The following is a 24,135-nucleotide window of genomic DNA, read 5'->3' as shown; positions in this document are numbered from 1 at the left end:
CACTGCGTGTGGCCGCCAACCCCCTCTTCGGGGGGCAACACCTGCGGCCCGGCAAAGCCGGATCCGCGGTGTTCCTGGACGGGAACCGTCGCGATTGCAAAGTACAACTGAGAACGATATGGCAGCCATTTCCCTGAAAGACGTCGTCAAGCGCTACGGCATCGGTCCCAAGGCCAACCAGGTCATCCACGGCGTGAACGCCGAAGTGGCCGACGGCGAGTTCATCGTGATCGTGGGCCCCTCGGGCTGCGGCAAATCGACCCTGCTGCGCATGGTGGCGGGCCTGGAAGAGATCAGCGGCGGCACCATCTCGATCGGTGGCCGGGTGGTCAACGACCTGGAGCCGGCCGAGCGCGACATCGCGATGGTGTTCCAGAACTACGCGCTCTACCCGCACATGAGCGTGTTCCAGAACATGGCCTACGGCCTGAAGATCGCGAAGGTGCCGCTCGAAGAGATCAAGGCCCGGGTCGACAAGGCCGCCAAGATCCTGGAGCTGGGCCACCTGCTGGAGCGCAAGCCCCGCGAACTCTCCGGCGGCCAGCGCCAGCGTGTGGCCATGGGCCGTGCCATCGTGCGCCAGCCGCAGGTGTTCCTGTTCGACGAGCCGCTCTCCAACCTCGACGCCAAGCTGCGCGCCCAGACCCGTCTGGAGATCCAGAAGCTCCGCCGCGAGCTGGGCATCACAAGCCTGTTCGTCACACACGACCAGGTCGAGGCGATGACGCTGGCCCAGCGGATGATCGTGATGAACGGCGGCGTCATGGAGCAGTTCGGCACGCCCGAAGAGGTCTACCACCGGCCCGCCTCCACCTTCGTGGCCAGCTTCATCGGATCGCCGCCGATGAACCTGCTCGAGCACGCGGCCGAGGCCCGGCCCGGCACCGTGCTGGGCGTGCGGCCCGAGCACCTGGACATCGTCCCGGCCGGCACGCCCGGTACCTGGGCGCTGCAGGTCGACAACGTCGAGCTGCTCGGCGCCGAGCGGCTGGTGTACTGCCACCTGGGCGAGGACGCGCTGATCGTGCGCGCCGAGGAAGGCAAGCACGCCCCCGCGCCCGGCAGCACCCTGCACGTGGTGGCCCGGCCCGAGCGGCTGCACTGGTTCGACGCCACCTCCGGCAAGCGGATCTGACCGCCATGGCAGACGCCGCGCCCCCGTCCGGCATCGCCGATGCCTGGCCCTACCCCCGCTGGATCGCCCACCGCGGCGCCGGCAGGCTGGCGCCCGAGAACACGCTGGCCGCCTTCCGCCTCGGCGCGCGGCACGGCTACCGCATGTTCGAATGCGACGTGAAGCTGAGCGCCGACGGCGTGCCCTTTCTGCTGCACGACGCCACGCTGGAGCGCACCACCAGCGGCCACGGCACCGCCGGCCACCAGCCGTGGGCGTCGCTGGCCCGGCTGGATGCCGGCGGCTGGCATTCGCGCGGCCATGCCGGCGAGCCGCTGCCCAGCTTCGAGAACATCGCCCGCTACTGCCTGCGCAACGGCTGGCTGCTCAACATCGAGATCAAGCCCACCCCCGGCACCGAGCGCCACACCGGCGAGGTGGTGGCCGCCCACGCCGCGCGGCTCTGGCAGCAGGCGACCGTGCCGCCGCTGCTGACCTCGTTCCAACCCGAATCGCTCGAAGGGGCGCGGGCCGCGGCACCGGCCCTGCCCCGCGGCCTGCTGCTCGACAGCCTGCGCGACGGCTGGCTGGAAGAAGCGGTGGCGCTGGAATGCGTGGCCATCGTCTGCAACCACGCGCTGTGGGACGCCGGCAACGTCGAGGCGGTGCACGCGGCCGGCCTGCGCGCGCTCTCCTACACCGTCAACGACGACTGGGCGGCCCAGCGGCTGCTGGCCCTGGGCACCGACGGCATCATCACCGACCGCGTCGATTTCTTCTCGCCGGCGGCCTAGCGCCAGGCGCGGCGCAGGCACCACTCGGTGGTGGCCATCGCCAGTACCAGTGCGATCCAGGTCGCCATGGCGCCGTCGTGCCCGGTGAGCACCAGGCCCAGCACCAGTACCAGCACCCCCACGCCCGCGTCCAGCGCCAGCCGCCACGGCCAGGCCACCCGGGGCGGTCCGGGCACCACCAGGCGGGCGGACAAGGCCAGCAGCGCGGCGGTCCAGAACGCGGGCGCGACGAAATTCAGCAGGTGGTTCAGCAGGTCGGCGGCGGACATGGGGCAGGCGTCGGTGCGCGGCGCATAAGGGACGGCGAAGACATAACCTTTCGCATTCATACCGATAGAAAGGGGCTATGCGTCGCGGACAGCCATGAATTTTATAATCCGGGGATGGCAGTCTGGGCTCTAGGCATCAACCACACCACCGCGCCCCTGGATCTGCGCGGCAGGTTCGCGTTCGCGCTCGACCGGATCGCCCCGACGCTGCAGGGTTTGCGCGGCTCCTTCACCACCGGCGGCGGCCGTCATCCCGAGGTGGAAGCGGCCATCATCTCCACCTGCAACCGCACCGAGATCTACTGCGCCGGCGCGCGTCCCGCCCTCGACCACACGCTCGGCTGGCTGGCCAGGACCGGCGGCGTGCCGGACGCCCTGCTCCAGTCCCACTCCTACACCCTGCAGGGCGACACCGTGGCGCGGCACGCGTTCCGCGTCGCCAGCGGCCTCGATTCGATGGTGCTGGGCGAGGCGCAGATCCTCGGCCAGATGAAGGACGCGGTGCGCGCCGCGGAAGACGCCGGCGCCCTCGGCAGCACGCTCAACCAGCTGTTCCAGCGCTCCTTCTCGGTCGCCAAGGAAGTGCGCAGCTCGACCGAGATCGGCACCCAGTCGATCAGCATGGCGGCCGCGGCCGTGCGCCTGGCCGGCCAGCTCTTCGAGGACCTGTCGGAGATCCGGGTGCTGTTCGTCGGCGCCGGCGAGATGATCGAGCTGGCCGCGACCCACTTCGCGGCCCGCAACCCCCAGGGCATCGCCGTCGCCAACCGCACGCTGGAGCGTGGCCAGGCCCTGGCCGGCCGCTTCGGCGGCGAGGTGATGCGCCTGGCCGACCTGCCCGAGCGGATGCACGAGTTCGACGCGGTGGTGAGCTGCACCGCCAGCACCCTGCCGATCATCGGCCTGGGCGCGGTGGAGCGGGCCTTGAAGCGCCGCAAGCACCGGCCGATGTTCATGGTCGATTTGGCCGTGCCGCGCGACATCGAGCCCGAGGTCAAGGCGCTCGAGGACGTGTACCTCTACACGGTGGACGACCTGGCCAGCGTGGTGCAGACCGCCCAGGCCAGCCGCCAGGCCGCGGTGGCCCAGGCCGAGACGATCATCGACGCCGGCGTGCTCGACTTCATGCACTGGATGGACCAGCGCGACCCGGTGCACGGCGCGGTGCCCCTGATCCGCCAGCTGCACGCCCAGGCCGGCGAATGGCGCAGCGCCGAGATCGCCCGGGCGCGCAAGCTGCTGGCCCGCGGCGACGACGTCGACACGGTGCTCGAAGCCCTCTCCCGCGGCCTCACCCAGAAGATGCTGCACGGCGCGATGGCCGAACTGCACGCCGGCGATGCGGCCCAGCGCGAGCAGACCGCCCGGACCGTCTCGCGCCTCTTCCTGCGCGGCGACGGCCGCAAGGAACGTTAGCGGCGCTCGCCGCTGCCGTGGCGTCGCGTCGCCACGCCGCCCCGCGTGGTCCGTGCCGCGCCGCTGTCTTACCGGCGCCTGAGCCCTCCCACCCGATTCCCGCCCCTCCCGCACCCTTCTTTCGCCCCGTGAAAACATTCCTGCGCCACCAGCTCGACCGCTACGCCGTCCGCCTCGAGGAACTCGACTTCCTGCTCTCGCGCGAGGACATCATGGCCGACATGGAGCAGTACCGCGGCCTCTCCCGGGAGCATGCCGAGGTGACCCAGGTGGCCGGCCGCTACGCCCGCTACCGCCAGTGCGAGGCCGACCTACAAGGCGCCCGCGAGATGCTGGCCGACCCCGACATGGCCGAGATGGCGCAGGAGGAGATCGCCGCCACCGAGGCCGAGCTGCCCCGGCTGGAGGAAGAGCTGCAGCGCCTGCTGCTGCCCAAGGACCCGGACGACGTGCGCAACGCATTCGTCGAAATCCGTGCCGGCGCGGGCGGCGACGAATCGGCCCTCTTCGCCGGCGACCTGGCGCGGATGTACACCCGCTACTGCGAGCGCGCCGGCTGGCGCTGCGAGGTGGTGAGCGCCAACGAGAGCGAGCTGGGCGGCTACAAGGAAATCGTGTTCCGCATCGTCGGCGACGGCGCCTTCGGCCGGCTGCGCTTCGAATCGGGCGGCCACCGGGTGCAACGGGTGCCCGCCACCGAAACCCAAGGCCGGATCCACACCAGCGCCTGCACCGTCGCCGTGATGCCCGAGCCCGACGAGCACCAGGCGATCACCCTCAACCCGGCCGACCTGCGGATCGACACCTTCCGCGCCAGCGGCGCCGGCGGCCAGCACATCAACAAGACCGATTCGGCGGTGCGGGTGGTCCACATCCCCACCGGCATCGTCGCCGAGTGCCAGGACGGCCGCAGCCAGCACGGCAACAAGGCCAAGGCGCTGCAGGTGCTGCAGGCCCGACTGCAGGAAAAGGACCGCGGCGAACGCGCCGCCAAGGAGGCCGCGATGCGCAAGGGCCTGATCGGCAGCGGCGACCGCAGCGACCGGATCCGCACCTACAACTTCCCCCAGGGCCGGCTCACCGACCACCGCATCAACCTGACGCTCTACAAGCTGCTGATGGTGATGGAAGGCGACCTGGGCGAGGTGCTCGACGGCCTGCAGCAGGCGCGCGAGGCCGAGCAGCTGGAAGAACTGGAAGGCCAGAAGGGCTGAGGCCCGTGCGCCACGATACGCTCCAGCCCGCTTTTAATGGTCGAAACGGCCTGCAGCCGGCGATCCACGCCGACATCTAGATACCAAATGCATAGCAAACCCTACGACATCGCCCAGGCACTGCATGCCGCCGCCACCGCGGGCCTGGACCGGCTCGACGCCCAGTTGCTGCTGCTGCACGCCCTGGCCCGCTCGGCGCACGACCGGGCCTGGCTGCTGGCGCACGACACCGATCCGCTGCCGCCCGCGGCGCAAGGCGCGTTCGACGCGCTCTGCGCCGGCCGCCGGGCGGGCCTGCCGGTCGCCTACCTGGTCGGCGAGAAGGAGTTCTTCGGCCTGCCGCTGGCCGTCGATGCCCGGGTGCTGGTGCCCCGGCCGGATACCGAGACGCTGGTCGTCTGGGCGCTCGACGTGCTGGCGGGTGCGGCCCGCACCGACGCCGCCGAAGTGCTGGACCTGGGCACCGGCAGCGGCGCCATCGCGCTGGCCCTGGCGCATGCGACCGCCCGGCCCGGTGCCGGGCCGGCTGCCCGGGTGACCGCGCTCGACGCCAGCCCCGATGCGCTGGCCGTCGCCGGCGGCAATGCCCGGCGGCTGGGCCTGGCGGTCGAATTCCTGCACAGCGACTGGTTCTCCGGCGTGGCCGGCCGCCGCTTCGACCTGCTCGTCTCCAACCCGCCCTACATCGCGGCCGGCGATCCGCACCTGGCGGCATTGCTGCACGAACCCACAGCCGCCCTGGTGGCCGGCGCCGACGGCCTGTCGGACCTGCGCACCCTGGTCGCGGGCGCCCCGGCCCACCTGCGGCCCGGCGGCTGGCTGCTGCTGGAGCACGGCTGGGACCAGGCCGACGCGGTGCAGGCCCTGCTGCGCGCGGCCGGCTTCGCACAGGTGCAAAGCCGCAGCGATCTGGCCGGCATCGCCCGGTGCACCGGCGGGCTTTGGCCATCGCACGGATAATCGCGCATCCTTTTTTGCACGACCTGCCGCGCCCGTTGGCGCATCCATCCGGAGAAACCCCATGAGTGACGCCCAGAAACGCATCGACGACCTCGTCAAATCCAACGAAGTGCTGCTCTTCATGAAGGGCAACGCCAGCTTCCCGATGTGCGGCTTTTCCGGCCGCGCGATCCAGGTGCTGAAGGCCTGCGGCGTCGACACCAGGTCGCTCAAGACGGTCAACGTGCTGGAAGACGACGGCATCCGCCAGGGCATCAAGGAATACAGCCAGTGGCCGACGATCCCGCAGCTCTACGTCAAGGGCGAGTTCATCGGCGGCTCGGACATCATGATGGAGATGTACGAATCGGGCGAGCTGCAGAAGGTCATCTCCGGCCCGGCCGCCTGACGCCCCGCCGGCCCGGGCAGCCGGCGCTTGGCCCCCTCACACGGCGCGGTCCCCCGATCAGGGCGACCGCGCCCTTGCTTTTCGGGCGCTCGGACAAGGTTGCGCGCGTGGACGGCTGGCACGGTGTGTGCTGCAATGATTGCGTCACCGACACCAAGGAGTGGTCCTATGGAATCCCGCAGTCTCGTCGTCGCGCAGACCTCCCGTTCTTCCGAGTGCCCGCCCCCCTTCCGGCTGCCGATCGCCCAGGTCCGCAGCGTGTTCGACCCGTCCGACGTGGAGCGCCGGCTGGGTAAGCTCCAGGCCGCCGCCGGCGACGGCCGCGAGCACGAGAGCCTGCGCGGCACCTACGAGCGCATGCTCGAGCGCGGCCCCGAGCGCTTCCAGGTCAAGCCCTCCGGCGTGCCCGGCATGGCCTCGCTCTACGATGCGCTGCCCAACTTCACCGAGGTGCTCGACGACGTGCGCCGCCATGTCGCCCTCAGCCAGGACAGCCGCGACGGGCTGGAGGTCACGCCGATGCTGCTGCTCGGCCCGCCCGGCATCGGCAAGACCCATTTCGCCAAGCACCTGGCCGATCTGATCGGCACCGGCATGAACCTGGTGCCCATGGGCTCGATGACCGCCGGCTGGCTGCTGTCGGGCTCGGCCTCGCAGTGGAAGGGCGCGCGGCCGGGCAAGGTGTTCGAGGCGCTGGTCGAGGGCGCCTACGCCAACCCGGTGATCGTGGTCGACGAGATCGACAAGGCCAACTGCGACGCGCAGTACGACCCGCTGGGCGCCCTCTACGGCCTGCTGGAGCACGACACGGCGGGCGCCTTCGTCGACGAGTTCGCCGAGGTGCCGATCGACGCCAGCCAAGTGGTCTGGATCACCACCGCCAACGATCCGCGCGGCATCCCCGACCCGATCCTCAACCGGATGAACGTCTTCGAGGTGCAGCCGCCCTCGCCCGCCCAGGCGCGCCACATCGCGCTGCGGCTCTACCAGTCGATCCGCGCCGAGCACGACTGGGGCAGCCGCTTCGGCGAGACGCCGCACGACGACGTGCTCGACCGGCTGGTGCCGCTGGCCCCGCGCGAGATGCGCCGGGCGCTGATGGTGGCCTTCGGCAACGCCCGGCTCGATGCGCGGGCCGAGCTGCGGGCCGACGACCTGCCGCGCGCGGGCCACGGCCGCAGCCGCATCGGCTTCATGCAGTAGTAGCTGAGGCCCCCCCGGCTTTTCACGGCGCTGCCGCGCCGTGTAACGCCACCCCCGCGGGGGAGGCTGCCCCGGGCCTTGGGACGGCCCGGCGGCCGGGGCCGGCGGGGACAGCCCGTTGCGATTACGGGCCGGTTCCGGCGGATTGCACGGCGGGAGACAATGCGGCTGCCCATGACACTCTCCACCAGCCTGCTCCTCATCGTCTGCCTGATCGCCGCCAGCGCATTCTTCTCGGTCGCCGAAATCTCGCTGGCCGCCTCGCGCCGGTTGCGGCTGCGCCAGCTGGCCGACGAGGGCGAGGCGCGGGCCGAGCGGGTGATGCGGCTGCAGGAGCTGCCCGGCCCCTACTTCACCGTGGTGCAGGTCGGGCAGAACGCGATCGCGATCCTGGGCGGCATCGTGGGCGAAGGCGCGCTCAGCCCGTTCTTCGAATCGGCCTTCGCGCTCTGGCCCTTCACCGCGCCGCGGGCGGCCACCTGGGGCTTCCTGGGCTCCTTCGTGCTGGTGACCTCGCTCTTCATCCTCTTCGCCGACCTGGTGCCCAAACGCATGGGCATGGGCGACCCCGAGCGGATCGCGGTGCGGGTGGTCAAGCCGATGCTGCTGCTGATGCGCATCTTCCGCCCGGTGGTCTGGGTCTACGGCCAGCTGGCCGACGGGCTGTTCCGCCTCTTCGGCCTGCCGGCGCAGCGCGACGACCGGATCACCTCGCAGGACATCCTGGCGATGACCGAGGCCGGCGCCCTGGCCGGCGTGCTGCTGGCCAGCGAGCAGCAGGTGATCGCCAATGTCTTCTCGCTCGACACCCGCACCGTCGCCAGCGCCATGACCCAGCGCGACCGTATCGCCTACTTCCTGCGCGACGACCCCGACCCGGTGATCCGCGCCCGGATCGCGGCCGAGCCGTTCTCGACCTATCCGGTCTGCGACGGCGACATCGACCATGTGCTGGGTTATGTCGATGCCAAGGACCTGTTCCAGCGGGCGCTCAACAACCTGCCGATCAACTTCGCAGACGCCGGCCTGGTGCACAAGGCGCTGATCGTGCCCGACCGGCTGTCGCTCGCCGAGGTGCTCGACCAGTTCCGGCTGGTGGGCGAGGATTTCGCGGTCATCGTCAACGAGTACAGCCTGGTGGTGGGCGTGGTGACGCTCAACGACGTGATGAGCACGGTGATGGGCGACCTGATCTCGCCGCTCGACGAAGAGCAGATCGTGCGCCGCGACGCCGACTCGTGGCTGATCGACGGCGTCACCCCGATCCAGGACGTGCGCCACGCGCTCGGCCTGGTGGACGACCTGCCCCACCCCGACGACTACGAGACGCTGGCCGGCTTCCTGATGGTGATGCTGCGCCGGGTGCCGCGCCGCACCGACAGCGTCAGCTGGGGCGGCTACAAGTTCGAGGTGATGGACGTCGACAGCTACCGCATCGACCAGGTGCTGGTGTCGCGCGCCGGCACCGGCACCGGCACCGGCATAGGCACCGGTGCGGGCGCGGCGACCGGCACCGGAAGCACCGCTGCGGCACGGACGGCGCAAGCGCTGCCGCCGGGCTGAGGCGCGGGCGGCGACGCCCGGCCCGCCGCATCCGTCGGACGGCTCAGGCCAGGGCGACCGGCGCTTCCGCCCGCGGCGGCGGCACCGCCGGCACCGCATCGCCGGCATGCAATGCCGCCATCCACGCATTCACCTGCTCGGGCTCGGTCATCGTGCGCACCGTCTGGAAGGCCGCCTCGGCCTCGGGAAAGCGACGGCGCAGCAGGTTGAGCCACTGCTTGAGACGACCCACCCGCTGCCGGCCCGGAAAGCAGGCGCTGATCCGGATCCAGAAGGCCGCGACCTGCAGCCGCACCCGCGGCCAGCCGACCGGGGGCGGCGTGCCGGGCTCGCCGTCGGCCGCGCGGATCGCCCAGGCCAGGCCCGGGTCGGCGACGATGCCGCGGCCCAGCATCAGCGCGGTGCCGCCCGACCGGTCGCGGCAGCGCAGCGCGTCCTCCACCGTCCAGATCTCGCCGTTGGCGACCACCGGTATCGCCACCGCCGCGCGGATCGCCGGGATGCGCTCCCAGTAGGCCGGCGGCCGGTAGCCGTCGGTCTTGGTGCGGGCATGCACCACCAGTTCGCAGGCGCCCGCCTCGGCCAGCGCCAGGGCGCATTCGACCGCGCCGTTGCCGTCGCGCACGCCCAGCCGCATCTTGGCCGAGACGGGGATGTGGGCGGGCACCGCCCTGCGCACCGCCGAGACGATGGCGTGCAGCAGCTCCGGCGTGTCGAGCAGCGCGGCGCCGCCGCCGTGGCGGTTGACGATCGCCGCCGGGCAGCCGAAGTTGAGGTCGATGCCCGCCGGCGCCAGCCGCGACAGGGCGGCCGCGTTGGCGGCCATGCAGGCCGGGTCGGAGCCGAGCAGCTGCGGCCGCACCGGCACGCCGGCGGGGGTACGGCTGCCGTTGCGCAGCTCGGGCACGTAGCGGCGGAAAACGCGGTCGGGCAGCACCGTGTCGGAGACGCGGATGAACTCCGACACGCAGCGGTCGATACCGCCCACCCGGGTCAGCATGTCGCGCAGCAGGAAATCGAGCAGCCCCTCCATCGGGGCCAGCAGTATCGGGGCGGGTGTCGGCGTCGGCAGCATCATCGGGCCGCTATTGTGCCGGACCCAGTGCTACTAAATTAATAGCATGTGGTCGGCGCGGGACGAAGGCTTCAGCCCTTTTTTTATCGCGAACGGCTGCGGCTGCGGCCGGCGCGGGCCTTGGCCCGGCGGCCGCGGTGGTGGCGGGTGGTCTTGGGCTTCTTGGCGGTCCTGGCCGAGTCGCGGAACGACGCGTCGGTCGGGGCGCCTTCGGAGTGCGGCTCGCGCATCGTCTCGCCGCTACCGGCGGCGATGCGGCGGCGCTTGGCCCGGATGTTGGCGTAGAGCCCCTTCTTCGGCTTGGCGCCGGATTTTTTAGCAGAAGAAGAGCAGGACGATGCGAAGGTCGAGGTGCTGGTCATGGCGGTGGACGGGCGCAGGTACGGATCGGACCACCAGTCTGCGGCGACGGCTTGCTGCGGCTGTGACAGCCTGTGCCGGAGCCCGCTCCCAGCGCCCGTGCCCTGCCGCCTGTCGAGCAGCGTCAACCGTCCGCGACCGGCACCGCCGCCTCCGGCCGCTCCGGCGCCCGGCGCGGCAATCGCAGGGTGAAGACGGTGCCGCGGCCGGGCACCGGCACGCCGGCGGGCACCGGGCTCTCGGCCCACAGCGTGCCGCCCAGCACGTCGGCCACGATCTGGTGGACGATGTGCAGGCCCAGGCCGGTGCCGCCGGCATGGCGCCGGGTAGTGAAGAACGGCTCGAACACCTGCGGCAGGTCGGCCGCCGGAATGCCGACGCCGTCGTCGGCCACCCGGACCAGGACATGGTCGGGCCCGTCCGCCGCCACCTCGACCACGATGGCGCCGGCGGCCTGCGCGCCGAAGGCGTGCAGCACCGCGTTGTCGAGCAGGTTCGACACCGCCTGCTCCAGCGGGCCGGGGTAGCTGTCCATCTCCAGGCCGGGCGGCAGCAGCAGTCGCAGGTCGACGGTGCCGTCGGCGGGCCAGTGGCGCAGCCGCGGGTCCGCATCGAGCACGATCTGCCCCAGGTCGAACACCCTGCGCTGCATGCTGGTCCGGTCGACCGCCACCTGCTTGAAGCGCTGCACCAAGCCGGCGGCGCGGCGCACCGCATCGGCCACGGTCTGCATCGCGCCGTCGCTCATCGCGACGTAGCGGTCCAGGTCGGAGCGGCGCAGGCCCTGCCGCAGCCGCGCGGCGAGCATGTCCAGCTCCTGCCGGGCGGTGCTGAGTGCCAGGGTGGCGCTGCCGAGCGGGTTGTTCAGCTCGTGCGCCACGCCGGCCACCATCAGCCCGAGAGAGGACAGCCGGGCGGCGCGGGCCAGGTCGCCCTGCACGCTGCGCAGGTTGTCGTTGGCGATGGTGAGGGCCCGGTTGGCCTCGTGCAGCGCCCGGGTGTGGCGGGCATCGGCCCGCAGGCTGCGCAGCAGCTGGGCGCTGAGCACCACCGCCGCGAACAAGGCGGCCGCCATGCAGGCCGCCAGCGGCAGCTGCCAGCGCCAGCGGGCCCAGGCGGCCGACTGTCGGTCCGCCCGCGCCGCCAGCAGCAGCCCGGGCCCGGGCGACGCGCGCCCGGGCGGTGCGGCGGCGCCCAGCTCGCGCGCCAGGCCGATGCGGCGGAAGGTCCATTCTCCGCCGCTCTCGGCGCCACGGTAGAGGCCGTCCGCCTGCGCCTGCATCGCCGCCCACAGACCGGGGTCGGTCGCGGCCACGGTGTCCGACCAGTCGCGCCCGGCCGCCGGCCCGCGGATCCAGCGGCCGTCGGGATGCGCCACGAGCAGCTCCACATGGTGCGACCGGCCGAGCGCCACGATCCGCTCCAGCAGATCGTTGGCCAGCAGCTCGAGCGACACCGCCCCGCGCAGGGTCGCGCCGTCGAACCGGGCCGCGGTGGCGCGCAGCACCGGCTGCGGCGGCCGGCCGTCGGCCGACGGCCGCAGCTCGAGACCCGAGAGGTACACCTCGCCCTGAGGCAGGTGCGACACCCGGTCGAAGTCGATGTGATTGCGCGCGTTCTGCAGCCGGTCGGGAGGCGCCAGGGTGCGCTTGCGCTCGGCCACCATGCCCCGCGCGGCATAGAGGCCGGGCGACGGGCCGGCGGTGTAGGCGACCTGCAGCCGTTCGCGCCCGTCCGCGTCGACCAGCCGCAGGTGGTCGTACGACGGCGCGCCCCGCGCGAAGGCCAGCATCAGCCGCGCGGTGTCGGAATCCGACGAGAGTGCGGCGGCAGCCTCGTCGAGCGTGGAGACGGCCTCCAGGAAACGCACGTCGTTGCGCAGGCTGTCGATCACCCGTCCGGCCACGCTGGCGGCCTGGAACAGCGCCAGGTCGCGCGCCCGCTGCACCGGGCTGTCGAACGTCTGGCGCATCTGCTGCCACAGCAGCGGAAAGCCCAGCCCCATCGCCAGCAGCCAGGGCAGCAGCAGGAGCGCCAGCCGCAGGTGCCGCCGCAGCGGATGGCGCCGCGGCCGCAGCATGTCCTGCAGCGGCGCGGTGGCGGGCAGTGGCAGTGCCGGCGTGTCCATGGCGGTCACCGGTACGGCGGCGAGCCGGGGGGGGTGGGGATGCGACGTCATCGGGCGGCCACGCGGTGTCGCGGCGCTAGGCCCGGAGCCGCGTGATGAACGCCTCCAGCGGCTCGGGTCGGGCGAAGAAATAGCCCTGCGCCAGCGAGCAGCCGCGGGCCCGCAGCCAGTCGGCCTGGGCGGCGTTCTCGACGCCCTCGGCCAGCACCTTCAGGCCCAGGTGGGCACCCAGGTCGACCACCAGCCCGGCGATCGGCGCACGGCGGGCCGAGGCACCGGGCACGCCGATGTCCTGGATGAAGCTGCGGTCGACCTTCAGCATGCCGAGCGGCAGGTCCTGCAGGTAGGCGAGCGACGAATGGCCGGTGCCGAAATCGTCCACCGCCACCATGAATCCCCGGTCGCGCAGTTCGTGCAGCACCGCGATGTTGGCTTGGTGGTCGCCCATCATGGCCGACTCGGTGATCTCCAGATCGAGCCGCGAGGGCGCGATGTCGTAGCGCTCCAGCGCGGCCATCAGCTCGGCCACGAACGTACGGCGCGCCAGCTGATGCGGCGAGACGTTCACCGCCACCGAGATCTGCGGAAATCCCGCCTCGGCCAGTCGCACCAGCGCACGGCAGGCCAGCTCGATCACCTGCCGGCCCAGATGCACCACCAGGCCGCTGGCCTCGGCGACCGGCACGAAGTCGTTGGGCGCGATCGGCGTGCCGTCGGGCAGGGTCCAGCGGGCGAGCGCCTCGGCACCGACGATGGCTCCGGTCGCCAGCGCGATCTGCGGCTGCAGCTCGATGCGCAACTGGTGCTCGCGCAGGCCGTGGTAGAGCTGGCGCGACAGGGTGAAGTGCTGGTCGTTCTCGCGCTCCATGCCGGGCGCGTACTCGACCAGCCGCCGCAGCCCCTGCGACCGTGCGCGGCGCAGCAGCAGCATGGCGGCGGCCATCGCGCCCCGGCCGCTGCCGCGGAAGCTGTCGAGGTCCATCCGCGCCGCGCAGACGCCGATGAAGGGCGGCAAGTCCTCGTCGCTCGGGTCGGCCGTCTCAAGCGCGTCGATATGGACCTCGTCCACCATCGTGCCGGGGCCGACGATGCCGAAGGTGTCGTCGTGCAGCCGCGCCACCAGGCAGGGCGGCGGGAACACGTTGGCGAGCCGGGCCGCCATGCGCTTGAGCATCAGGTCGCCTTGGTCGATACCGAGGGCCAGGCAGCCCTGCGAATACTGGTTCAGGTCGATCAGCAGCAGCGCCCGGTCGCGCGGCGCGTGCATGTCGAGGATGGTGTCGATGCAGCGCATCAGCGCATTGCCGTTGGGCAGCGACAGAAGGCTGTCCTCCAGCGCCATCCGGTTGAGCCGGCTGGTGAGCGACACGTTGATCAGCCCCGACTGGATGTTGGTGCAGAACACGCCGAGCAGTTCGCGCTCGGTCTCGTCGAGCGGGCGGCGGGTGGCCAGGTACACCGCGGCGCGCGGGCTCTTGGGGGTGCCGGGAAAGAAAAGCACCTGGCTGGTGTCGGTCTCGATCGGCTGCTGGCGCGACAGGCTCCGGACCAGCAACTCGCGGATGCCCTCGTCGGCGAAACTGTGCAACTGGCGCGATACCTCGGGCTCGAAGCGGCCGGCGGCGCCGACCACCATCGCGCGGCCCGGATCGCCTTCGCCGCCGCGGCCGGTCTCCTGCACGCAGACGACGCTCTCGGGCGCCAGACCCAGCAGCCGCGACAGCTCCCGGATCACATGGGCCGAGAACTCCTGCAGGTTGCGGGCGCGGTTGAGCAAGTTGCTGGCCTCGACGATGGTCTGCAGCCCCTGACGCGCCCGGTTGAGCGCATGGATCTGCTCCCAGGCGCGCAGGTTGCCGGCCAGGATGCCGTGCAGCCGCTCGTGGGTCAGCTCGGTCTTGAGCCAGTAGTCGTTGATGTCGAGCCGGTCGATCGAGTCCTTGAAGTTGCTCATGCCCGGCTGGCCGGTGAGCAGCACGATCCGAACCTCGGAATTGCCGAGCAGCTCGCGCACGCTGCGCACCAGCCGCAGGCCGGCGTCGTCGGTCTCCATCACCACGTCGAGGAACACCACCGCGACGTCGGGATGGGCGGTGAGGTAGCGGGCGGCTTCGGCGGCGGAGTGGGCGCTCTTGAGCTGGACCGGCGCATCTTGGTAGCGAAAACCGGTCAGGGCCTGGTGCAGCGCATGTTGGAACTGCCGGTCGTCGTCGACGGTGAGCACCGTGAGGCCGGTGCCGGCGGTCGTGTCAGCGGCCGCAGGCGCGCCTTCGGATTCCGGTGCAAACACGAATTCATCGTCTACCTGGGCCATCCCGCTTCCTTGACGGACTGCGGCGTGCAGTCCTGTTACATTGTGATGCGCTTTGGGCGCCACTGTAAAGCAAGCCGGCTTTCGCAAGAGCGGATATCCCCGACAGGCGGCTGGAAGGCGGTGCCGGCGGTATCGGACGGTCGTGACGAGGCGGCGTCGGCACGGAGGGCGGCGCCTCCGCCGCCCAGGCGCCCGGACGCCTGGATCTAGCCCGCGCCCGGGTCGGCGAAGGTCCAGTTGCGCTGCGCGCCGAACACCGCGTTCGGGTACGGCGCCCGCCCGCGGCTGCCGTTGTAGCGGCCGAGCGCCATGAAGGCGTCGCCCCGCTCCCGCTCCAGATAGTGGCGCAGGATCACGCAGCCGAAGCGCAGGTTGGTCTGCATGTGGAACAGCCGGCCGGCGTCGCCGTCGCCGATTGTGCGGGTCCAGAAGGGCATCACCTGCATGTAGCCCCGGGCGCCGACGCTGGAAACGGCGTACTTGCGGAACGCGCTCTCCACCTGCACCAGGCCCAGCACCAGCGACACGTCGAGGCCCGCGCGCCCCGCCTCGTACCAGACGGTGCGCAGGAATTCGACCCGGGTGTCGCGGTCGGGCACCCGCTTGTGCAGCCGCTCGGCCATCGCCGCCAGCCAGCGCAGGTAGGCCATGCGGGCGACGGTGGTGGGAAATTCCGGCACCGGCGGCGCCTGCTGGGCGATGGCCGAACTGAGCGCGGTGCGCACCGCATCGGCCAGCGGCTCTTCCAGCTGCGAGCCCGCCGCGACTTGCTGCGAAAAAGATAGCATGAGGCCGGCAGCGGGCACCGACAACAGCCACTTTCGGCGTGAGAAATCGCCCGCAGCCGGTGGCGGACGTACCTGAGCGCTCATGCCGACAGGCGGCCCTTCACGTGGGCCAGGATGTCCGACAGGGCGACGGTGGTCGCGGCGGTGTCGCGGCGGTGCTGATACTCGACCTGACCCTCCTTGAGGCCCCGGTCGGAGAGCACCACACGGTGCGGCACGCCGATCAGTTCCCAGTCGGCGAACATCGCGCCGGGGCGCTCGCCGCGGTCGTCCAGCAGCACGTCGACGCCGGCGGCCTGCAGGTCGGCGTGCAGCTGCAGCGCGGCCGTCTTCACCGCCTCGCTGCGGTCCATGCCGATCGGGCAGACCACGGCGGTGAAAGGGGCGATCGCGTCGGGCCACAGGATGCCGCGCTCGTCGTGGTTCTGCTCGATCGCTGCGGCCGGCAGCCGGGTGATGCCGATGCCGTAGCAGCCCATCTCGAAGTGCCGGGGCTTGCCGGTCTCGTCGAGGAAGGTGGCGTTCATCGCGGCGCTGTACTTGGTGCCGAGGAAGAACACATGGCCGACCTCGATGCCGCGCTCGATCGCCAACACGCCCCGGCCGTCGGGCGAGGGATCGCCCGCCACCACGTCGCGGATGTCGGCCACCAGATCGGGCTCGGGCAGGTCGCGGCCCCAGTTGACGCCGGTCAGGTGCACGCCCTGCTGGTTGGCGCCGCAGATCCAGTCGGCCATGGCGGCCACTTCGCGGTCGGCGACCAGCCGGACCGGCCGCACCAGGTTCAGCGGCCCGAGGTAGCCGGGCTTGCAGCCGAAGTGCGCCTCGATCTCGGGCACCGTCGCGAAGCGGAAGCCCGCGTCCAGCCCCGGCACCTTGCCGACCTTGACTTCGTTCATGTCGTGGTCGCCGCGCAGCAGCAGCAGCCAGACCTGGCTCTGGACGATCTCGCCCTGCTCGTCGGTGGTGTCGGTGGCCAGGACCAGCGACTTGACGGTGGTCGCGAGCGGCACGCCCAGCAGCGCGGCCACGTCGGCGCAGGTGCTCTTGCCGGGGGTGGGCGTGTGGGTCAATGCCTGACCAGCGGCGGGACGCGCGCCGGCCGGCGCCAGCGCCTCGGCCTTTTCCATGTTGGCGGCGTAGTCGCTGCCCGGGCAGTAGACGATCGCGTCCTCGCCGGTGGCGGCGATCACCTGGAATTCCTGGCTCAGGTCGCCGCCGATGGCGCCGCTGTCGGCGGCCACGGCGCGGTAGCGCAGGCCGAAGCGGTCGAAGATGCGGCGGTAGGCATCCAACATCGCCTCGTAGCTCGCCTGGGCCGCCTCGGGGCTGCGGTCGAAGCTGTAGGCGTCCTTCATCGTGAACTCGCGGCCGCGCATCAGGCCGAAGCGCGGGCGGCGCTCGTCGCGGAACTTGGTCTGGATCTGGTAGAAATTCTTCGGCAGCTGCTTGTAGCTGCGCAGCTCCTGGCGGGCGATGTCGGTCACCACTTCCTCGCTGGTGGGCTGCACCACGAAGTCGCGGCCGTGGCGGTCGCGGATGCGCAGCAGCTCGGGGCCCATCTTGTCGAAGCGACCGGTCTCCTGCCAGAGTTCGGCGGGCTGGACCACCGGCATGGCGACCTCGACCGCGCCGGCGCGGTTCATCTCCTCGCGCACGATCGCCTCGACCTTGCGGATCACCCGCAGGCCCATCGGCATGTAGCTGTAGATGCCGGCGCCCAGCTTCTTGATCAGGCCGGCGCGCATCATCAGCCGGTGGCTGGCGACCTCGGCATCGGCGGGGGCCTCCTTCTGGGTGGAGACGAAGAACTGGGAAGCTTTCATGGGCGGCGCACTCGGAACACGGGGTGGGAAGGTCTGTCCGGGCGGCCCGAACGGAGCGAATCCGCGGGTGCCGGGGGTCGGGTCCTTGTCGCGCCGGGAGCGGCGTGCATAATGGACTCAGTTTAAAAAATTGGGGTTTGATTATGCTCGACAGGGACGGGTTCAGACCCAACGTCGGCATCATCCTGCTCAACCAGAAGAACCAGGTTTTCTGGGGCAAGCGCATCCGGACCCACAGCTGGCAATTCCCGCAAGGGGGCATCGACCGGGGCGAAACGCCCGAGCAGGCGATGTTCCGGGAACTACACGAAGAGGTAGGTCTGCAGCCGGAGCACGTGCGCATCATGGCCCGAACCCGCGACTGGTTGCGCTACGAGGTGCCCGACCGGTACATCCGCCGGGACGCGCGCGGACATTACAAAGGCCAGAAGCAGATCTGGTTCCTGTTGCAGCTCACCGGCCACGACTGGGACCTGAACCTGCGCGCCACCAATCACCCCGAGTTCGACGCCTGGCGCTGGAACGACTACTGGGTGCCGCTGGACGTGGTGGTGGAGTTCAAGCGCGGCGTCTACGAGATGGCGCTGACCGAGCTTTCCCGCTTCCTGCCCCGCTACGAGCAGCGCAACCGCTTCCTGCGCAGCAGCATGCGGCCGATGCGCGAGCACGACGGCGGCGGCATGCACGCGGGCTTCACCGGTGCGGCACCTTTCGAGCTGCCGCCGGGCGCCACTTTCGAACCCGATCCCTCGATGGCCACGGCCTCGGCAGTGGCAGACAAGGAGGGTCCGCATGCCGGATCGTAGTTTCGGGCGTCGTGCCTGTGCAGCCGCCGCCGGCGCACTGCTGGCCCTGGCCGCGGCCGCACCCGCGTCGGCCGGCCTGCTGGGGATCGGCGAGCCGGAAGGCGGCCGGGTCGAGCTTCCCCCGCCCTCGCTTCCCGCCCTGCGCACCGACAAGCTGGTGCAGGTCGTCGCGCCCGCCCAGTCGGCCGTGGCGATCGGGGTGGACCCGGCCTCGATCAGCATCCTGAGCGACGGCATCGTCCGCTATGTATCCGTCGCCCGCAGCCTGGCCGGCACCGCGGTGAACGCGACCTACGAAGGCATCCGCTGCAGCACCGCCGAGGTCAAGCTGTACGCCCGCCACTACGCCGAGGGCGAGTGGCAGCCGCAGGAAACGCCGACCTGGGTATCGCTGTACGAGCCGCGTGCCCGAACCTCGCTGGCGATCGCCAAGGCGGGCGTCTGCAAGGACGCATCGGCCAACCTCAGCCCGCAGCAGATCCTGCTCGACATGCGCGGCGACCCGAACCGCGGCACGCCCTGAACGGCGCCTGATGCCGGCCCGCCGCGCAGAGGCGGTGGCCGGGTGGAATCAACGGGTGAGGATCAGGTTGTCCCGGTGCAGCATCTCGGGCTCCGCCGCATAGCCCAGCAGCTTCTCGATCTCGGACGACGCCTTGCGGCACAGCAGCCGTGCCTCGGCGCTCGCGTAGTTGGCCAGGCCGCGTGCGATTTCCGAGCCGGCCGCGTCGCGCACCGCTATCACGTCGCCGCGCGAGAACTCGCCCTCCACCGCCACCATGCCGATCGGCAGCAGGCTCTTGCCTTCGTCGCGCAGCTTGGCGACGGCGCCGGTATCGACCGTCACCGCACCGCGCAGTTGCAGGTGGTCGGCGATCCACTGCTTGCGCGCCTGCTGTTTTTGCGTCTGCGCTACCAGCCGGGTGCCGATCGATTCGCCAGCCACCAGCCGCAGCAGCGCGTCGGGCTCCCGGCCCCAGGCGATGACGGTGGAAGCGCCCGAGCCGGCCGCCCGCTTGGCCGCGAGGATCTTGGTCAGCATGCCGCCGCGGCCCAGCGTACTGCCGGCGCCGCCGGCCATCGCCTCCAGCGCCGGGTCGCCGGCGCGGGCCTCGTGCACGAAGGTGGCGGCCGGGTCCTTGCGCGGATCGGCGGTGAAGAGGCCCTTCTGGTCGGTGAGGATCACCAGCACGTCGGCCTCGACCAGATTGGCCACCAGCGCGCCGAGCGTGTCGTTGTCGCCGAACTTGATCTCGTCGTTGACGACGGTGTCGTTCTCGTTGATCACTGGCACCACGCCCAGCTGCAGCAGCGTCAGCAGGGTCGAGCGAGCGTTGAGGTAGCGCTCGCGGTCGGCCAGGTCGCCGTGGGTCAGAAGCACCTGGGCGCTGCCGACGCCCTTCTCGCGCAGTTTGGTCTCGTACATCTGGGCCAGGCCCATCTGGCCCACGGCGGCGGCGGCCTGCAGCTGGTGCACCGCATGCGGGCGGGTCGCCCAGCCGAGCCGCTTCATGCCCTCGGCGATGGCGCCGCTCGACACCATGATGACCTCGCGCTTCGGCATGCCGTCGCCGCCGCGAACCAGCGCCGCCAGTTGCCGGCACCATTCGCCGATGGCCGCCTCGTCGAGCCCGCGGCCCTCGTTGGTCACCAGGCTGGAGCCGACCTTGACCACGATGCGCCGGGCGGTGCGCAGCGGGTTCGATGCACTTTCGTTCGTCATGGTTGCCTGCAGCCCTTGCCGTTCGCCGGCTGTTAGCTATTATTTTTGTAGCATATGGATATCAGTCTGCGCTGTCGGTGCCGGGCGCGGCGGCGGCCGGCGCATCGGCGAAGCGCGGATCGACCTCGGCCGGCGGCTGGCTGGCGATCTGCTCGGCCTTCACGTGGCGGTAGATCGCCTTGATCAGCGGCTCGCAGCCTTCGCGGGTCAGGGCCGAGATCTCGAAGACCGGCCCCTTCCATTTGTAGCGCTTGACGAAATCCTTCACCAGCGCCGCCCGCGCATCGTCCTGCACCATGTCGAGCTTGTTGAGCACCAGCCAGCGCGGCTTCTCGTACAGGGCGGTGTCGTACTTCTTCAGCTCGCCGACGATGGCCTTGGCCTGGGCGACCGGGTCCACCGTGTCGTCGAACGGCGCGAAATCGACCACGTGCAGCAGAAGCCGGGTGCGCTGCAGGTGGCGCAGGAACAGGTGGCCCAGGCCGGCGCCTTCGGACGCGCCTTCGATCAGGCCCGGGATGTCGGCCACGACGAAGCTCTGCTCGGGCGCGACCCGCACCACGCCCAGGTTGGGGTGCAGGGTGGTGAAGGGATAGTCGGCGATCTTCGGCCGGGCGTTGGAGATGGCGGCGATCAGGGTCGACTTGCCGGCGTTGGGCATGCCGAGCAGGCCGACGTCGGCCAGCACCTTCAGTTCGAGCTTCAGGCTCTTCTTGTCGCCGGGCCAGCCCGGCGTCTTCTGCCGCGGCGCGCGGTTGATCGCGCTCTTGAAGCGCATGTTGCCGAAGCCGCCGTCGCCGCCCTTGGCGATGGTGATGGTCTCGCCGGGCACCAGCAGTTCGTAGAGCACGTCGCCGGTCTCGGCGTCGGTGACGATGGTGCCGACCGGCATCTTCAGGGTGATGTCGTCGCCCGCGGCGCCGAACATGTCCGAGCCCATGCCGTGCTGGCCGCGCTTGGCGTCGTGCCGCCGCGAATAGCGGAAGTCGACCAAAGTGTTGAGGTTCGGGTCGGCCACCGCGTACACATGCCCGCCCCGCCCGCCGTCGCCACCGTTGGGGCCGCCGAACTCCTTGTACTTCTCGTGCCGGAACGACACGCAACCGTTGCCTCCGTCGCCAGCGGCCACATCTATAAAGGCTTCGTCAACGAATTTCATGGTGCTGCAGTCTACAAAGGAGCGGAGCCGGCGGGCGCCTCGGGGCGAGCCACAGATCCGGAAAACAAGAAGCCCCGTCGAGCGGGGCTTCTGAGGACGTCGAAACGAAGCTTACGCTGGCGTGACGTTGATCACCTGCTTGTTCAGCGGGCCCTTCACACCGAACGACACGTGGCCGTCGACGAGCGCGAAGATGGTGTGGTCCTTGCCCACGCCGGCATTGGCGCCGGCATGGAAGCGCGTACCGCGCTGGCGCACGATGATCGAGCCGGCGGTGATGAGTTCACCGCCGAAAGCCTTCACGCCGAGCATCTTGGGCTTGGAATCGCGCCCGTTTCGCGTAGAGCCGCCGCCTTTTTTCTGTGCCATGACCTGTGCTCCTTAACCGGCGATCGCGCCGATTTGCAGTTCGGTGAACTGCTGGCGATGGCCTTGACGTTTCTGATAATGCTTGCGACGGCGCATCTTGAAGATGCGAACCTTGTCGTGCTTGCCGTGGGACAGTACGGTGACTGTCACGGTTGCGCCGGACACCAGGGGCGTTCCGACCTTGAGTTCAGCGCCGTTTCCGACGGCCAGAACCTGGTCGATCACGATTTCCTGGCCTACGTCCGCAGCAATCTGTTCTACTTTGATTTTTTCGCCGGAAGCAACGCGATACTGCTTGCCACCGGTTTTTATGACCGCGTACATGTAAACCTCTTGGTACTCTCGAAGAGCTGAGTTCCGCAGACGGATTTCCGCAGAGCCCATAATTATAGCAGTTGCGATCGGACCTGCCTATTTTTCGCGCAACGGAGCCTCGCTGCGCCTGCGCGGACCGGCACCATTCCTATAATCCGCCAGCTTTTCCGCCAGCGCCCGGACCCGCCTCCCTTGACACCCATCGCCGCCCTCTCCGCCCCCGCCGCCACGACGGCCGACACGATCGCCCTCGTCGCCGACGACATGCGCGTCGTGGATGTCGCCATCAACACCCGGCTCGATTCCGGCGTGCCGCTGGTCGGCGAGGTGGCGCGCTACATCATCGCGGGCGGCGGCAAGCGCCTGCGGCCCGCGCTGCTGCTGCTCGCCTGCGGCGCGCTCGGTTGCGACGACCCGCGGCGCTTCGACTTGGCCGCGGTGGTGGAATTCATCCACACCGCCACGCTGCTGCACGACGACGTGGTGGACGACTCGACCCTGCGCCGCGGCCGCGCCACCGCCAACGAGATCTTCGGCAACCCCGCGAGCGTTCTGGTCGGCGACTTTCTCTATTCACGCGCCTTCCAGATGATGGTCGAGGCGGGCGACATGCGGATCATGGAGACGCTGGCCGAAGCCACCAACATCATCGCCGAGGGCGAAGTGCTGCAGCTGATGAACATGCACGACGCGGGCCTCGACCAGGCCGGCTATCTGCGCGTGATACGTTCCAAGACCGCCAAGCTGTTCGAGGCCAGCGCCCGCATCGGCGCGCTGCTGGCCGGCGCGCCCCCCGGGATCGAGGCCGCCTGCGCCACCTACGGCCAGGCGCTCGGCACCGCTTTCCAGGTAATCGACGACCTGCTCGACTACGACGGCGACACCCAGGAGATGGGCAAGAATCTGGGCGACGATCTGCGCGAAGGCAAGGTCACCCTGCCGCTGATCGTGGCCATGCAACGGGCCTCGGAAGCGCAGACCCGCGTGATCCGCGAGGCGATCGAGACCGGCAACCTGGCCGACATGGGCCGCATCGTGGACATCGTCCGCGAGACCGGCGCCCTCGACGCCACCCGCGACGCAGCGGCCGCCGAGGCGCAACGCGCGATCGACGCGATCGCCGTGCTGCCCGCCAACGCCTGCACCCGCGGCCTATTACAATTGGCCGCGCAACTGCTGACGCGGCGCGCCTGAGATCCCTGGTACTCCGGGTGCCCTGCCGCATATTTCGGGGTGTAGCTTAGCCTGGTAGAGCGCTACGTTCGGGACGTAGAGGCCGGAGGTTCGAATCCTCTCACCCCGACCAGAATTTCCTTGAAAATCAAGGACATGCACAGGCCGCGGTAACGCGGCTTTGTCGTTTCTGGATGGCGCTGTTCCAAATCTGTTCCACAAGAACAGACTTGGTGGAACAGATATAGGCCAAGGCAAGAGACCCAATCTGCTCGCTACAGGAGTCTCCCTCAACAGGAGCACTTCCTTGGCAGACATCACGAACCGCAGCCGCTACTGCGTCAGCGTCAAGAACCGCGACGACCTCACGGCTCTCTTCCCCTTCAACAAGCTCGATGCCGTCTAGGCCTGCATGGTCGAACTGCGCGCGCAGCACCTCAAGCCGCGCGTGGAGCAGCTTGAAGACAGTTGGCTGGTCCGCATCCGCGAGAAGGGCCACAAGCCACTGAGCATCACCTTCAACAGCCGCAAGGAGGCGGAGGGCTACGTCCGGCGCACCACGGAAGAACGCAGCCGAGGCTTGTTCACGGACTACACCATCTCGCACAAGGTCACGCTCGCACAGCTCATGGTGCGCTACCTGCTGGACGAGGCGCCCCGACACAAGAGCCGCCAAGTGCTGGCCTACTCCATTGAAGGCTGGCTGGCCGACAGCGGACCCGCTGGAGTGCCCCTGGTTGAGGAGTACTACCAAGAACTGCATCGCCGCGACCGACCGGTGCGCGAGCGCAAGTTTCAGATGCGCAAAAGCAGCGACGAGCTGACTTGGATTCACAAGCCGCTCGCCGACATCACGACCGTCGACATTGAGAGCTGCATCACCGACCGACTTGATGTTGTGGTGAACCGCCCCGAGTTTTGAGGAGGCTTAAACTCTTGAGAAGATGAAGCCATGAACAAGTCGAACAAGTTCTCGCCCGAGGTCCGTGAGCGTGCGGTGAGGATGGTGCAGGAGCACCGTGGGGAGTACCCGTCGTTGTGGGCGGCAATCGAGTCTGTCAACGCCGATTTAAATCTGACCCACTTCCCGTCGAATCGCCGAAGTAAATCTGACCCACCCGGGTCTTCTTCATTGCGCTGCTCGGACGCGTAGGGCGTAGCCCGAAGCGGCCGAGCAG

General features: G+C 70.0%; 24 protein-coding genes and 1 tRNA gene. 14 read left to right on the top strand and 11 right to left on the bottom strand.

Annotated features, from left to right (window positions below; all coding sequences use genetic code 11):
- The first annotated feature begins 118 nt into the window (after window positions 1-118).
- Both DFQ15_RS03050 and ugpQ read left to right on the top strand, forming a co-directional pair.
- A complete protein-coding gene (locus tag DFQ15_RS03050) occupies window positions 119-1,135 on the top strand; it encodes a sn-glycerol-3-phosphate import ATP-binding protein UgpC (protein WP_110464561.1) in 1,017 nt (338 codons plus the stop codon).
- Between the two features lie 5 nt (window positions 1,136-1,140).
- Entirely contained in the window at window positions 1,141-1,908 is a 768-nt protein-coding gene (ugpQ, locus tag DFQ15_RS03045; RefSeq protein ID WP_110464560.1) for a glycerophosphodiester phosphodiesterase, read from the top strand.
- On the opposite strand, the gene DFQ15_RS03040 is transcribed toward ugpQ, so the two are convergent.
- A complete protein-coding gene (locus tag DFQ15_RS03040) occupies window positions 1,905-2,177 on the bottom strand; it encodes a hypothetical protein (RefSeq protein WP_055840478.1) in 273 nt (90 codons plus the stop codon). The genes ugpQ and DFQ15_RS03040 overlap by 4 nt on opposite strands.
- A 114-nt stretch (window positions 2,178-2,291) precedes the next feature.
- Between DFQ15_RS03040 and hemA the strand changes: the two genes are divergently transcribed.
- The 6 genes from hemA (at window position 2,292) to DFQ15_RS03010 (ending at window position 8,921) form a co-directional block, all read left to right on the top strand.
- On the top strand, window positions 2,292-3,593 hold the full coding sequence (gene hemA / locus DFQ15_RS03035) for a glutamyl-tRNA reductase (RefSeq protein ID WP_110464559.1): 1,302 nt from the start codon (window positions 2,292-2,294) through the stop codon (window positions 3,591-3,593).
- Window positions 3,594-3,721: 128 nt separating this feature from the next.
- Window positions 3,722-4,807: a peptide chain release factor 1 gene (prfA, locus tag DFQ15_RS03030; protein WP_110464558.1), complete on the top strand. Its 1,086-nt coding sequence runs from the start codon at window positions 3,722-3,724 to the stop codon at window positions 4,805-4,807.
- A gap of 87 nt (window positions 4,808-4,894) precedes the next feature.
- Window positions 4,895-5,767 (top strand): peptide chain release factor N(5)-glutamine methyltransferase, encoded by an 873-nt coding sequence (gene prmC, locus DFQ15_RS03025; protein ID WP_110464557.1) that lies wholly within the window; start codon window positions 4,895-4,897, stop codon window positions 5,765-5,767.
- A gap of 61 nt (window positions 5,768-5,828) precedes the next feature.
- Complete coding sequence (gene grxD / locus DFQ15_RS03020; protein ID WP_110464556.1) at window positions 5,829-6,155, top strand: Grx4 family monothiol glutaredoxin; 327 nt, start codon at window positions 5,829-5,831, stop codon at window positions 6,153-6,155.
- 168 nt (window positions 6,156-6,323) lie between these two features.
- Window positions 6,324-7,358, top strand: coding sequence for an AAA family ATPase (locus tag DFQ15_RS03015; protein WP_110464555.1), 1,035 nt, complete (start codon window positions 6,324-6,326; stop codon window positions 7,356-7,358).
- 174 nt (window positions 7,359-7,532) lie between these two features.
- A complete protein-coding gene (locus DFQ15_RS03010; RefSeq protein ID WP_110464742.1) occupies window positions 7,533-8,921 on the top strand; it encodes a hemolysin family protein in 1,389 nt (462 codons plus the stop codon).
- 43 nt (window positions 8,922-8,964) lie between these two features.
- Here the strand turns inward: DFQ15_RS03010 and DFQ15_RS03005 are convergent, their stop codons facing one another.
- The 6 genes from DFQ15_RS03005 to DFQ15_RS02980 form a co-directional block, all read right to left on the bottom strand.
- A complete protein-coding gene (locus DFQ15_RS03005) occupies window positions 8,965-9,999 on the bottom strand; it encodes a tRNA dihydrouridine synthase (RefSeq protein ID WP_233504244.1) in 1,035 nt (344 codons plus the stop codon).
- 80 nt (window positions 10,000-10,079) lie between these two features.
- On the bottom strand, window positions 10,080-10,358 hold the full coding sequence (locus DFQ15_RS03000; RefSeq protein WP_110464554.1) for a hypothetical protein: 279 nt from the start codon (window positions 10,356-10,358) through the stop codon (window positions 10,080-10,082).
- Between the two features lie 122 nt (window positions 10,359-10,480).
- On the bottom strand, window positions 10,481-12,535 hold the full coding sequence (locus DFQ15_RS02995; protein WP_146228635.1) for a sensor histidine kinase: 2,055 nt from the start codon (window positions 12,533-12,535) through the stop codon (window positions 10,481-10,483).
- Between the two features lie 25 nt (window positions 12,536-12,560).
- The gene (locus tag DFQ15_RS02990; protein WP_110464552.1) at window positions 12,561-14,798 is read right to left on the bottom strand and encodes a putative bifunctional diguanylate cyclase/phosphodiesterase; all 2,238 of its coding nucleotides are present in this window, start codon (window positions 14,796-14,798) and stop codon (window positions 12,561-12,563) included.
- A gap of 206 nt (window positions 14,799-15,004) precedes the next feature.
- A complete protein-coding gene (locus tag DFQ15_RS02985) occupies window positions 15,005-15,670 on the bottom strand; it encodes a lytic transglycosylase domain-containing protein (RefSeq protein WP_110464551.1) in 666 nt (221 codons plus the stop codon).
- Entirely contained in the window at window positions 15,667-17,412 is a 1,746-nt protein-coding gene (locus DFQ15_RS02980) for a proline--tRNA ligase (RefSeq protein WP_110464550.1), read from the bottom strand. Before DFQ15_RS02980 ends, DFQ15_RS02985 begins: the two co-directional genes overlap by 4 nt.
- Window positions 17,413-17,555: 143 nt before the next feature.
- On the opposite strand from DFQ15_RS02980, the gene DFQ15_RS02975 reads away from it, so the two are divergent.
- Window positions 17,556-18,218 (top strand): RNA pyrophosphohydrolase, encoded by a 663-nt coding sequence (locus tag DFQ15_RS02975; RefSeq protein ID WP_110464549.1) that lies wholly within the window; start codon window positions 17,556-17,558, stop codon window positions 18,216-18,218.
- Window positions 18,205-18,741 (top strand): CNP1-like family protein, encoded by a 537-nt coding sequence (locus DFQ15_RS02970; protein WP_110464548.1) that lies wholly within the window; start codon window positions 18,205-18,207, stop codon window positions 18,739-18,741. Before DFQ15_RS02975 ends, DFQ15_RS02970 begins: the two co-directional genes overlap by 14 nt.
- Before the next feature lie 48 nt (window positions 18,742-18,789).
- Here DFQ15_RS02970 and proB read toward each other — a convergent pair whose 3' ends face one another.
- From proB to rplU, 4 genes are all read right to left on the bottom strand, one after another.
- Window positions 18,790-19,941 carry a glutamate 5-kinase gene (proB, locus tag DFQ15_RS02965; protein ID WP_110464547.1) on the bottom strand — a complete coding sequence of 384 codons (1,152 nt, stop codon included), beginning with the start codon at window positions 19,939-19,941 and terminating at the stop codon, window positions 18,790-18,792.
- Between the two features lie 61 nt (window positions 19,942-20,002).
- Window positions 20,003-21,100, bottom strand: a complete 1,098-nt coding sequence (cgtA, locus tag DFQ15_RS02960) for an Obg family GTPase CgtA (RefSeq protein WP_110464546.1) — start codon at window positions 21,098-21,100, stop codon at window positions 20,003-20,005.
- Window positions 21,101-21,211: 111 nt separating this feature from the next.
- The gene (gene rpmA / locus DFQ15_RS02955; protein ID WP_055840147.1) at window positions 21,212-21,469 is read right to left on the bottom strand and encodes a 50S ribosomal protein L27; all 258 of its coding nucleotides are present in this window, start codon (window positions 21,467-21,469) and stop codon (window positions 21,212-21,214) included.
- 12 nt (window positions 21,470-21,481) lie between these two features.
- Entirely contained in the window at window positions 21,482-21,793 is a 312-nt protein-coding gene (rplU, locus tag DFQ15_RS02950; protein ID WP_082448461.1) for a 50S ribosomal protein L21, read from the bottom strand.
- 255 nt (window positions 21,794-22,048) lie between these two features.
- On the opposite strand from rplU, the gene DFQ15_RS02945 reads away from it, so the two are divergent.
- From DFQ15_RS02945 to DFQ15_RS02930, 4 genes are all read left to right on the top strand, one after another.
- Window positions 22,049-22,978, top strand: coding sequence for a polyprenyl synthetase family protein (locus DFQ15_RS02945; protein ID WP_110464740.1), 930 nt, complete (start codon window positions 22,049-22,051; stop codon window positions 22,976-22,978).
- Window positions 22,979-23,013: 35 nt separating this feature from the next.
- Window positions 23,014-23,090 (top strand) — tRNA-Pro (locus DFQ15_RS02940).
- Window positions 23,091-23,369: 279 nt separating this feature from the next.
- Window positions 23,370-23,879, top strand: coding sequence for a hypothetical protein (locus tag DFQ15_RS02935; RefSeq protein WP_110464545.1), 510 nt, complete (start codon window positions 23,370-23,372; stop codon window positions 23,877-23,879).
- Window positions 23,880-23,909: 30 nt separating this feature from the next.
- Window positions 23,910-24,110 (top strand): hypothetical protein, encoded by a 201-nt coding sequence (locus tag DFQ15_RS02930; protein WP_110464544.1) that lies wholly within the window; start codon window positions 23,910-23,912, stop codon window positions 24,108-24,110.
- The last annotated feature ends 25 nt before the right edge of the window (window positions 24,111-24,135 follow it).

The organism is Xylophilus ampelinus (genome assembly GCF_003217575.1).
Classification (GTDB): domain Bacteria; phylum Pseudomonadota; class Gammaproteobacteria; order Burkholderiales; family Burkholderiaceae_C; genus Xylophilus; species Xylophilus ampelinus.
This window is presented reverse-complemented; position numbering and strand designations above follow the sequence as displayed.

What these genes read in the sequence shown, in the direction of transcription:
- DFQ15_RS02935 (WP_110464545.1), top strand. Translation starts at nt 23,370, where the DNA reads ATGGTCGAACTGCGCGCGCAGCACCTCAAGCCGCGCGTGGAGCAGCTT.
- DFQ15_RS03005 (WP_233504244.1), bottom strand. Translation starts at nt 9,999, where the DNA reads ATGATGCTGCCGACGCCGACACCCGCCCCGATACTGCTGGCCCCGATG.
- DFQ15_RS03000 (WP_110464554.1), bottom strand. Translation starts at nt 10,358, where the DNA reads ATGACCAGCACCTCGACCTTCGCATCGTCCTGCTCTTCTTCTGCTAAA.
- DFQ15_RS02995 (WP_146228635.1), bottom strand. Translation starts at nt 12,535, where the DNA reads ATGACGTCGCATCCCCACCCCCCCCGGCTCGCCGCCGTACCGGTGACC.
- DFQ15_RS02945 (WP_110464740.1), top strand. Translation starts at nt 22,049, where the DNA reads ATGCGCGTCGTGGATGTCGCCATCAACACCCGGCTCGATTCCGGCGTG.
- DFQ15_RS02975 (WP_110464549.1), top strand. Translation starts at nt 17,556, where the DNA reads ATGCTCGACAGGGACGGGTTCAGACCCAACGTCGGCATCATCCTGCTC.
- grxD (WP_110464556.1), top strand. Translation starts at nt 5,829, where the DNA reads ATGAGTGACGCCCAGAAACGCATCGACGACCTCGTCAAATCCAACGAA.
- DFQ15_RS02980 (WP_110464550.1), bottom strand. Translation starts at nt 17,412, where the DNA reads ATGAAAGCTTCCCAGTTCTTCGTCTCCACCCAGAAGGAGGCCCCCGCC.
- DFQ15_RS03010 (WP_110464742.1), top strand. Translation starts at nt 7,533, where the DNA reads ATGACACTCTCCACCAGCCTGCTCCTCATCGTCTGCCTGATCGCCGCC.
- cgtA (WP_110464546.1), bottom strand. Translation starts at nt 21,100, where the DNA reads ATGAAATTCGTTGACGAAGCCTTTATAGATGTGGCCGCTGGCGACGGA.
- DFQ15_RS02985 (WP_110464551.1), bottom strand. Translation starts at nt 15,670, where the DNA reads ATGAGCGCTCAGGTACGTCCGCCACCGGCTGCGGGCGATTTCTCACGC.
- prmC (WP_110464557.1), top strand. Translation starts at nt 4,895, where the DNA reads ATGCATAGCAAACCCTACGACATCGCCCAGGCACTGCATGCCGCCGCC.
- hemA (WP_110464559.1), top strand. Translation starts at nt 2,292, where the DNA reads ATGGCAGTCTGGGCTCTAGGCATCAACCACACCACCGCGCCCCTGGAT.
- DFQ15_RS03015 (WP_110464555.1), top strand. Translation starts at nt 6,324, where the DNA reads ATGGAATCCCGCAGTCTCGTCGTCGCGCAGACCTCCCGTTCTTCCGAG.
- rplU (WP_082448461.1), bottom strand. Translation starts at nt 21,793, where the DNA reads ATGTACGCGGTCATAAAAACCGGTGGCAAGCAGTATCGCGTTGCTTCC.
- DFQ15_RS02990 (WP_110464552.1), bottom strand. Translation starts at nt 14,798, where the DNA reads ATGGCCCAGGTAGACGATGAATTCGTGTTTGCACCGGAATCCGAAGGC.
- ugpQ (WP_110464560.1), top strand. Translation starts at nt 1,141, where the DNA reads ATGGCAGACGCCGCGCCCCCGTCCGGCATCGCCGATGCCTGGCCCTAC.
- proB (WP_110464547.1), bottom strand. Translation starts at nt 19,941, where the DNA reads ATGACGAACGAAAGTGCATCGAACCCGCTGCGCACCGCCCGGCGCATC.
- rpmA (WP_055840147.1), bottom strand. Translation starts at nt 21,469, where the DNA reads ATGGCACAGAAAAAAGGCGGCGGCTCTACGCGAAACGGGCGCGATTCC.
- DFQ15_RS02930 (WP_110464544.1), top strand. Translation starts at nt 23,910, where the DNA reads ATGAACAAGTCGAACAAGTTCTCGCCCGAGGTCCGTGAGCGTGCGGTG.
- DFQ15_RS02970 (WP_110464548.1), top strand. Translation starts at nt 18,205, where the DNA reads ATGCCGGATCGTAGTTTCGGGCGTCGTGCCTGTGCAGCCGCCGCCGGC.
- DFQ15_RS03050 (WP_110464561.1), top strand. Translation starts at nt 119, where the DNA reads ATGGCAGCCATTTCCCTGAAAGACGTCGTCAAGCGCTACGGCATCGGT.
- DFQ15_RS03040 (WP_055840478.1), bottom strand. Translation starts at nt 2,177, where the DNA reads ATGTCCGCCGCCGACCTGCTGAACCACCTGCTGAATTTCGTCGCGCCC.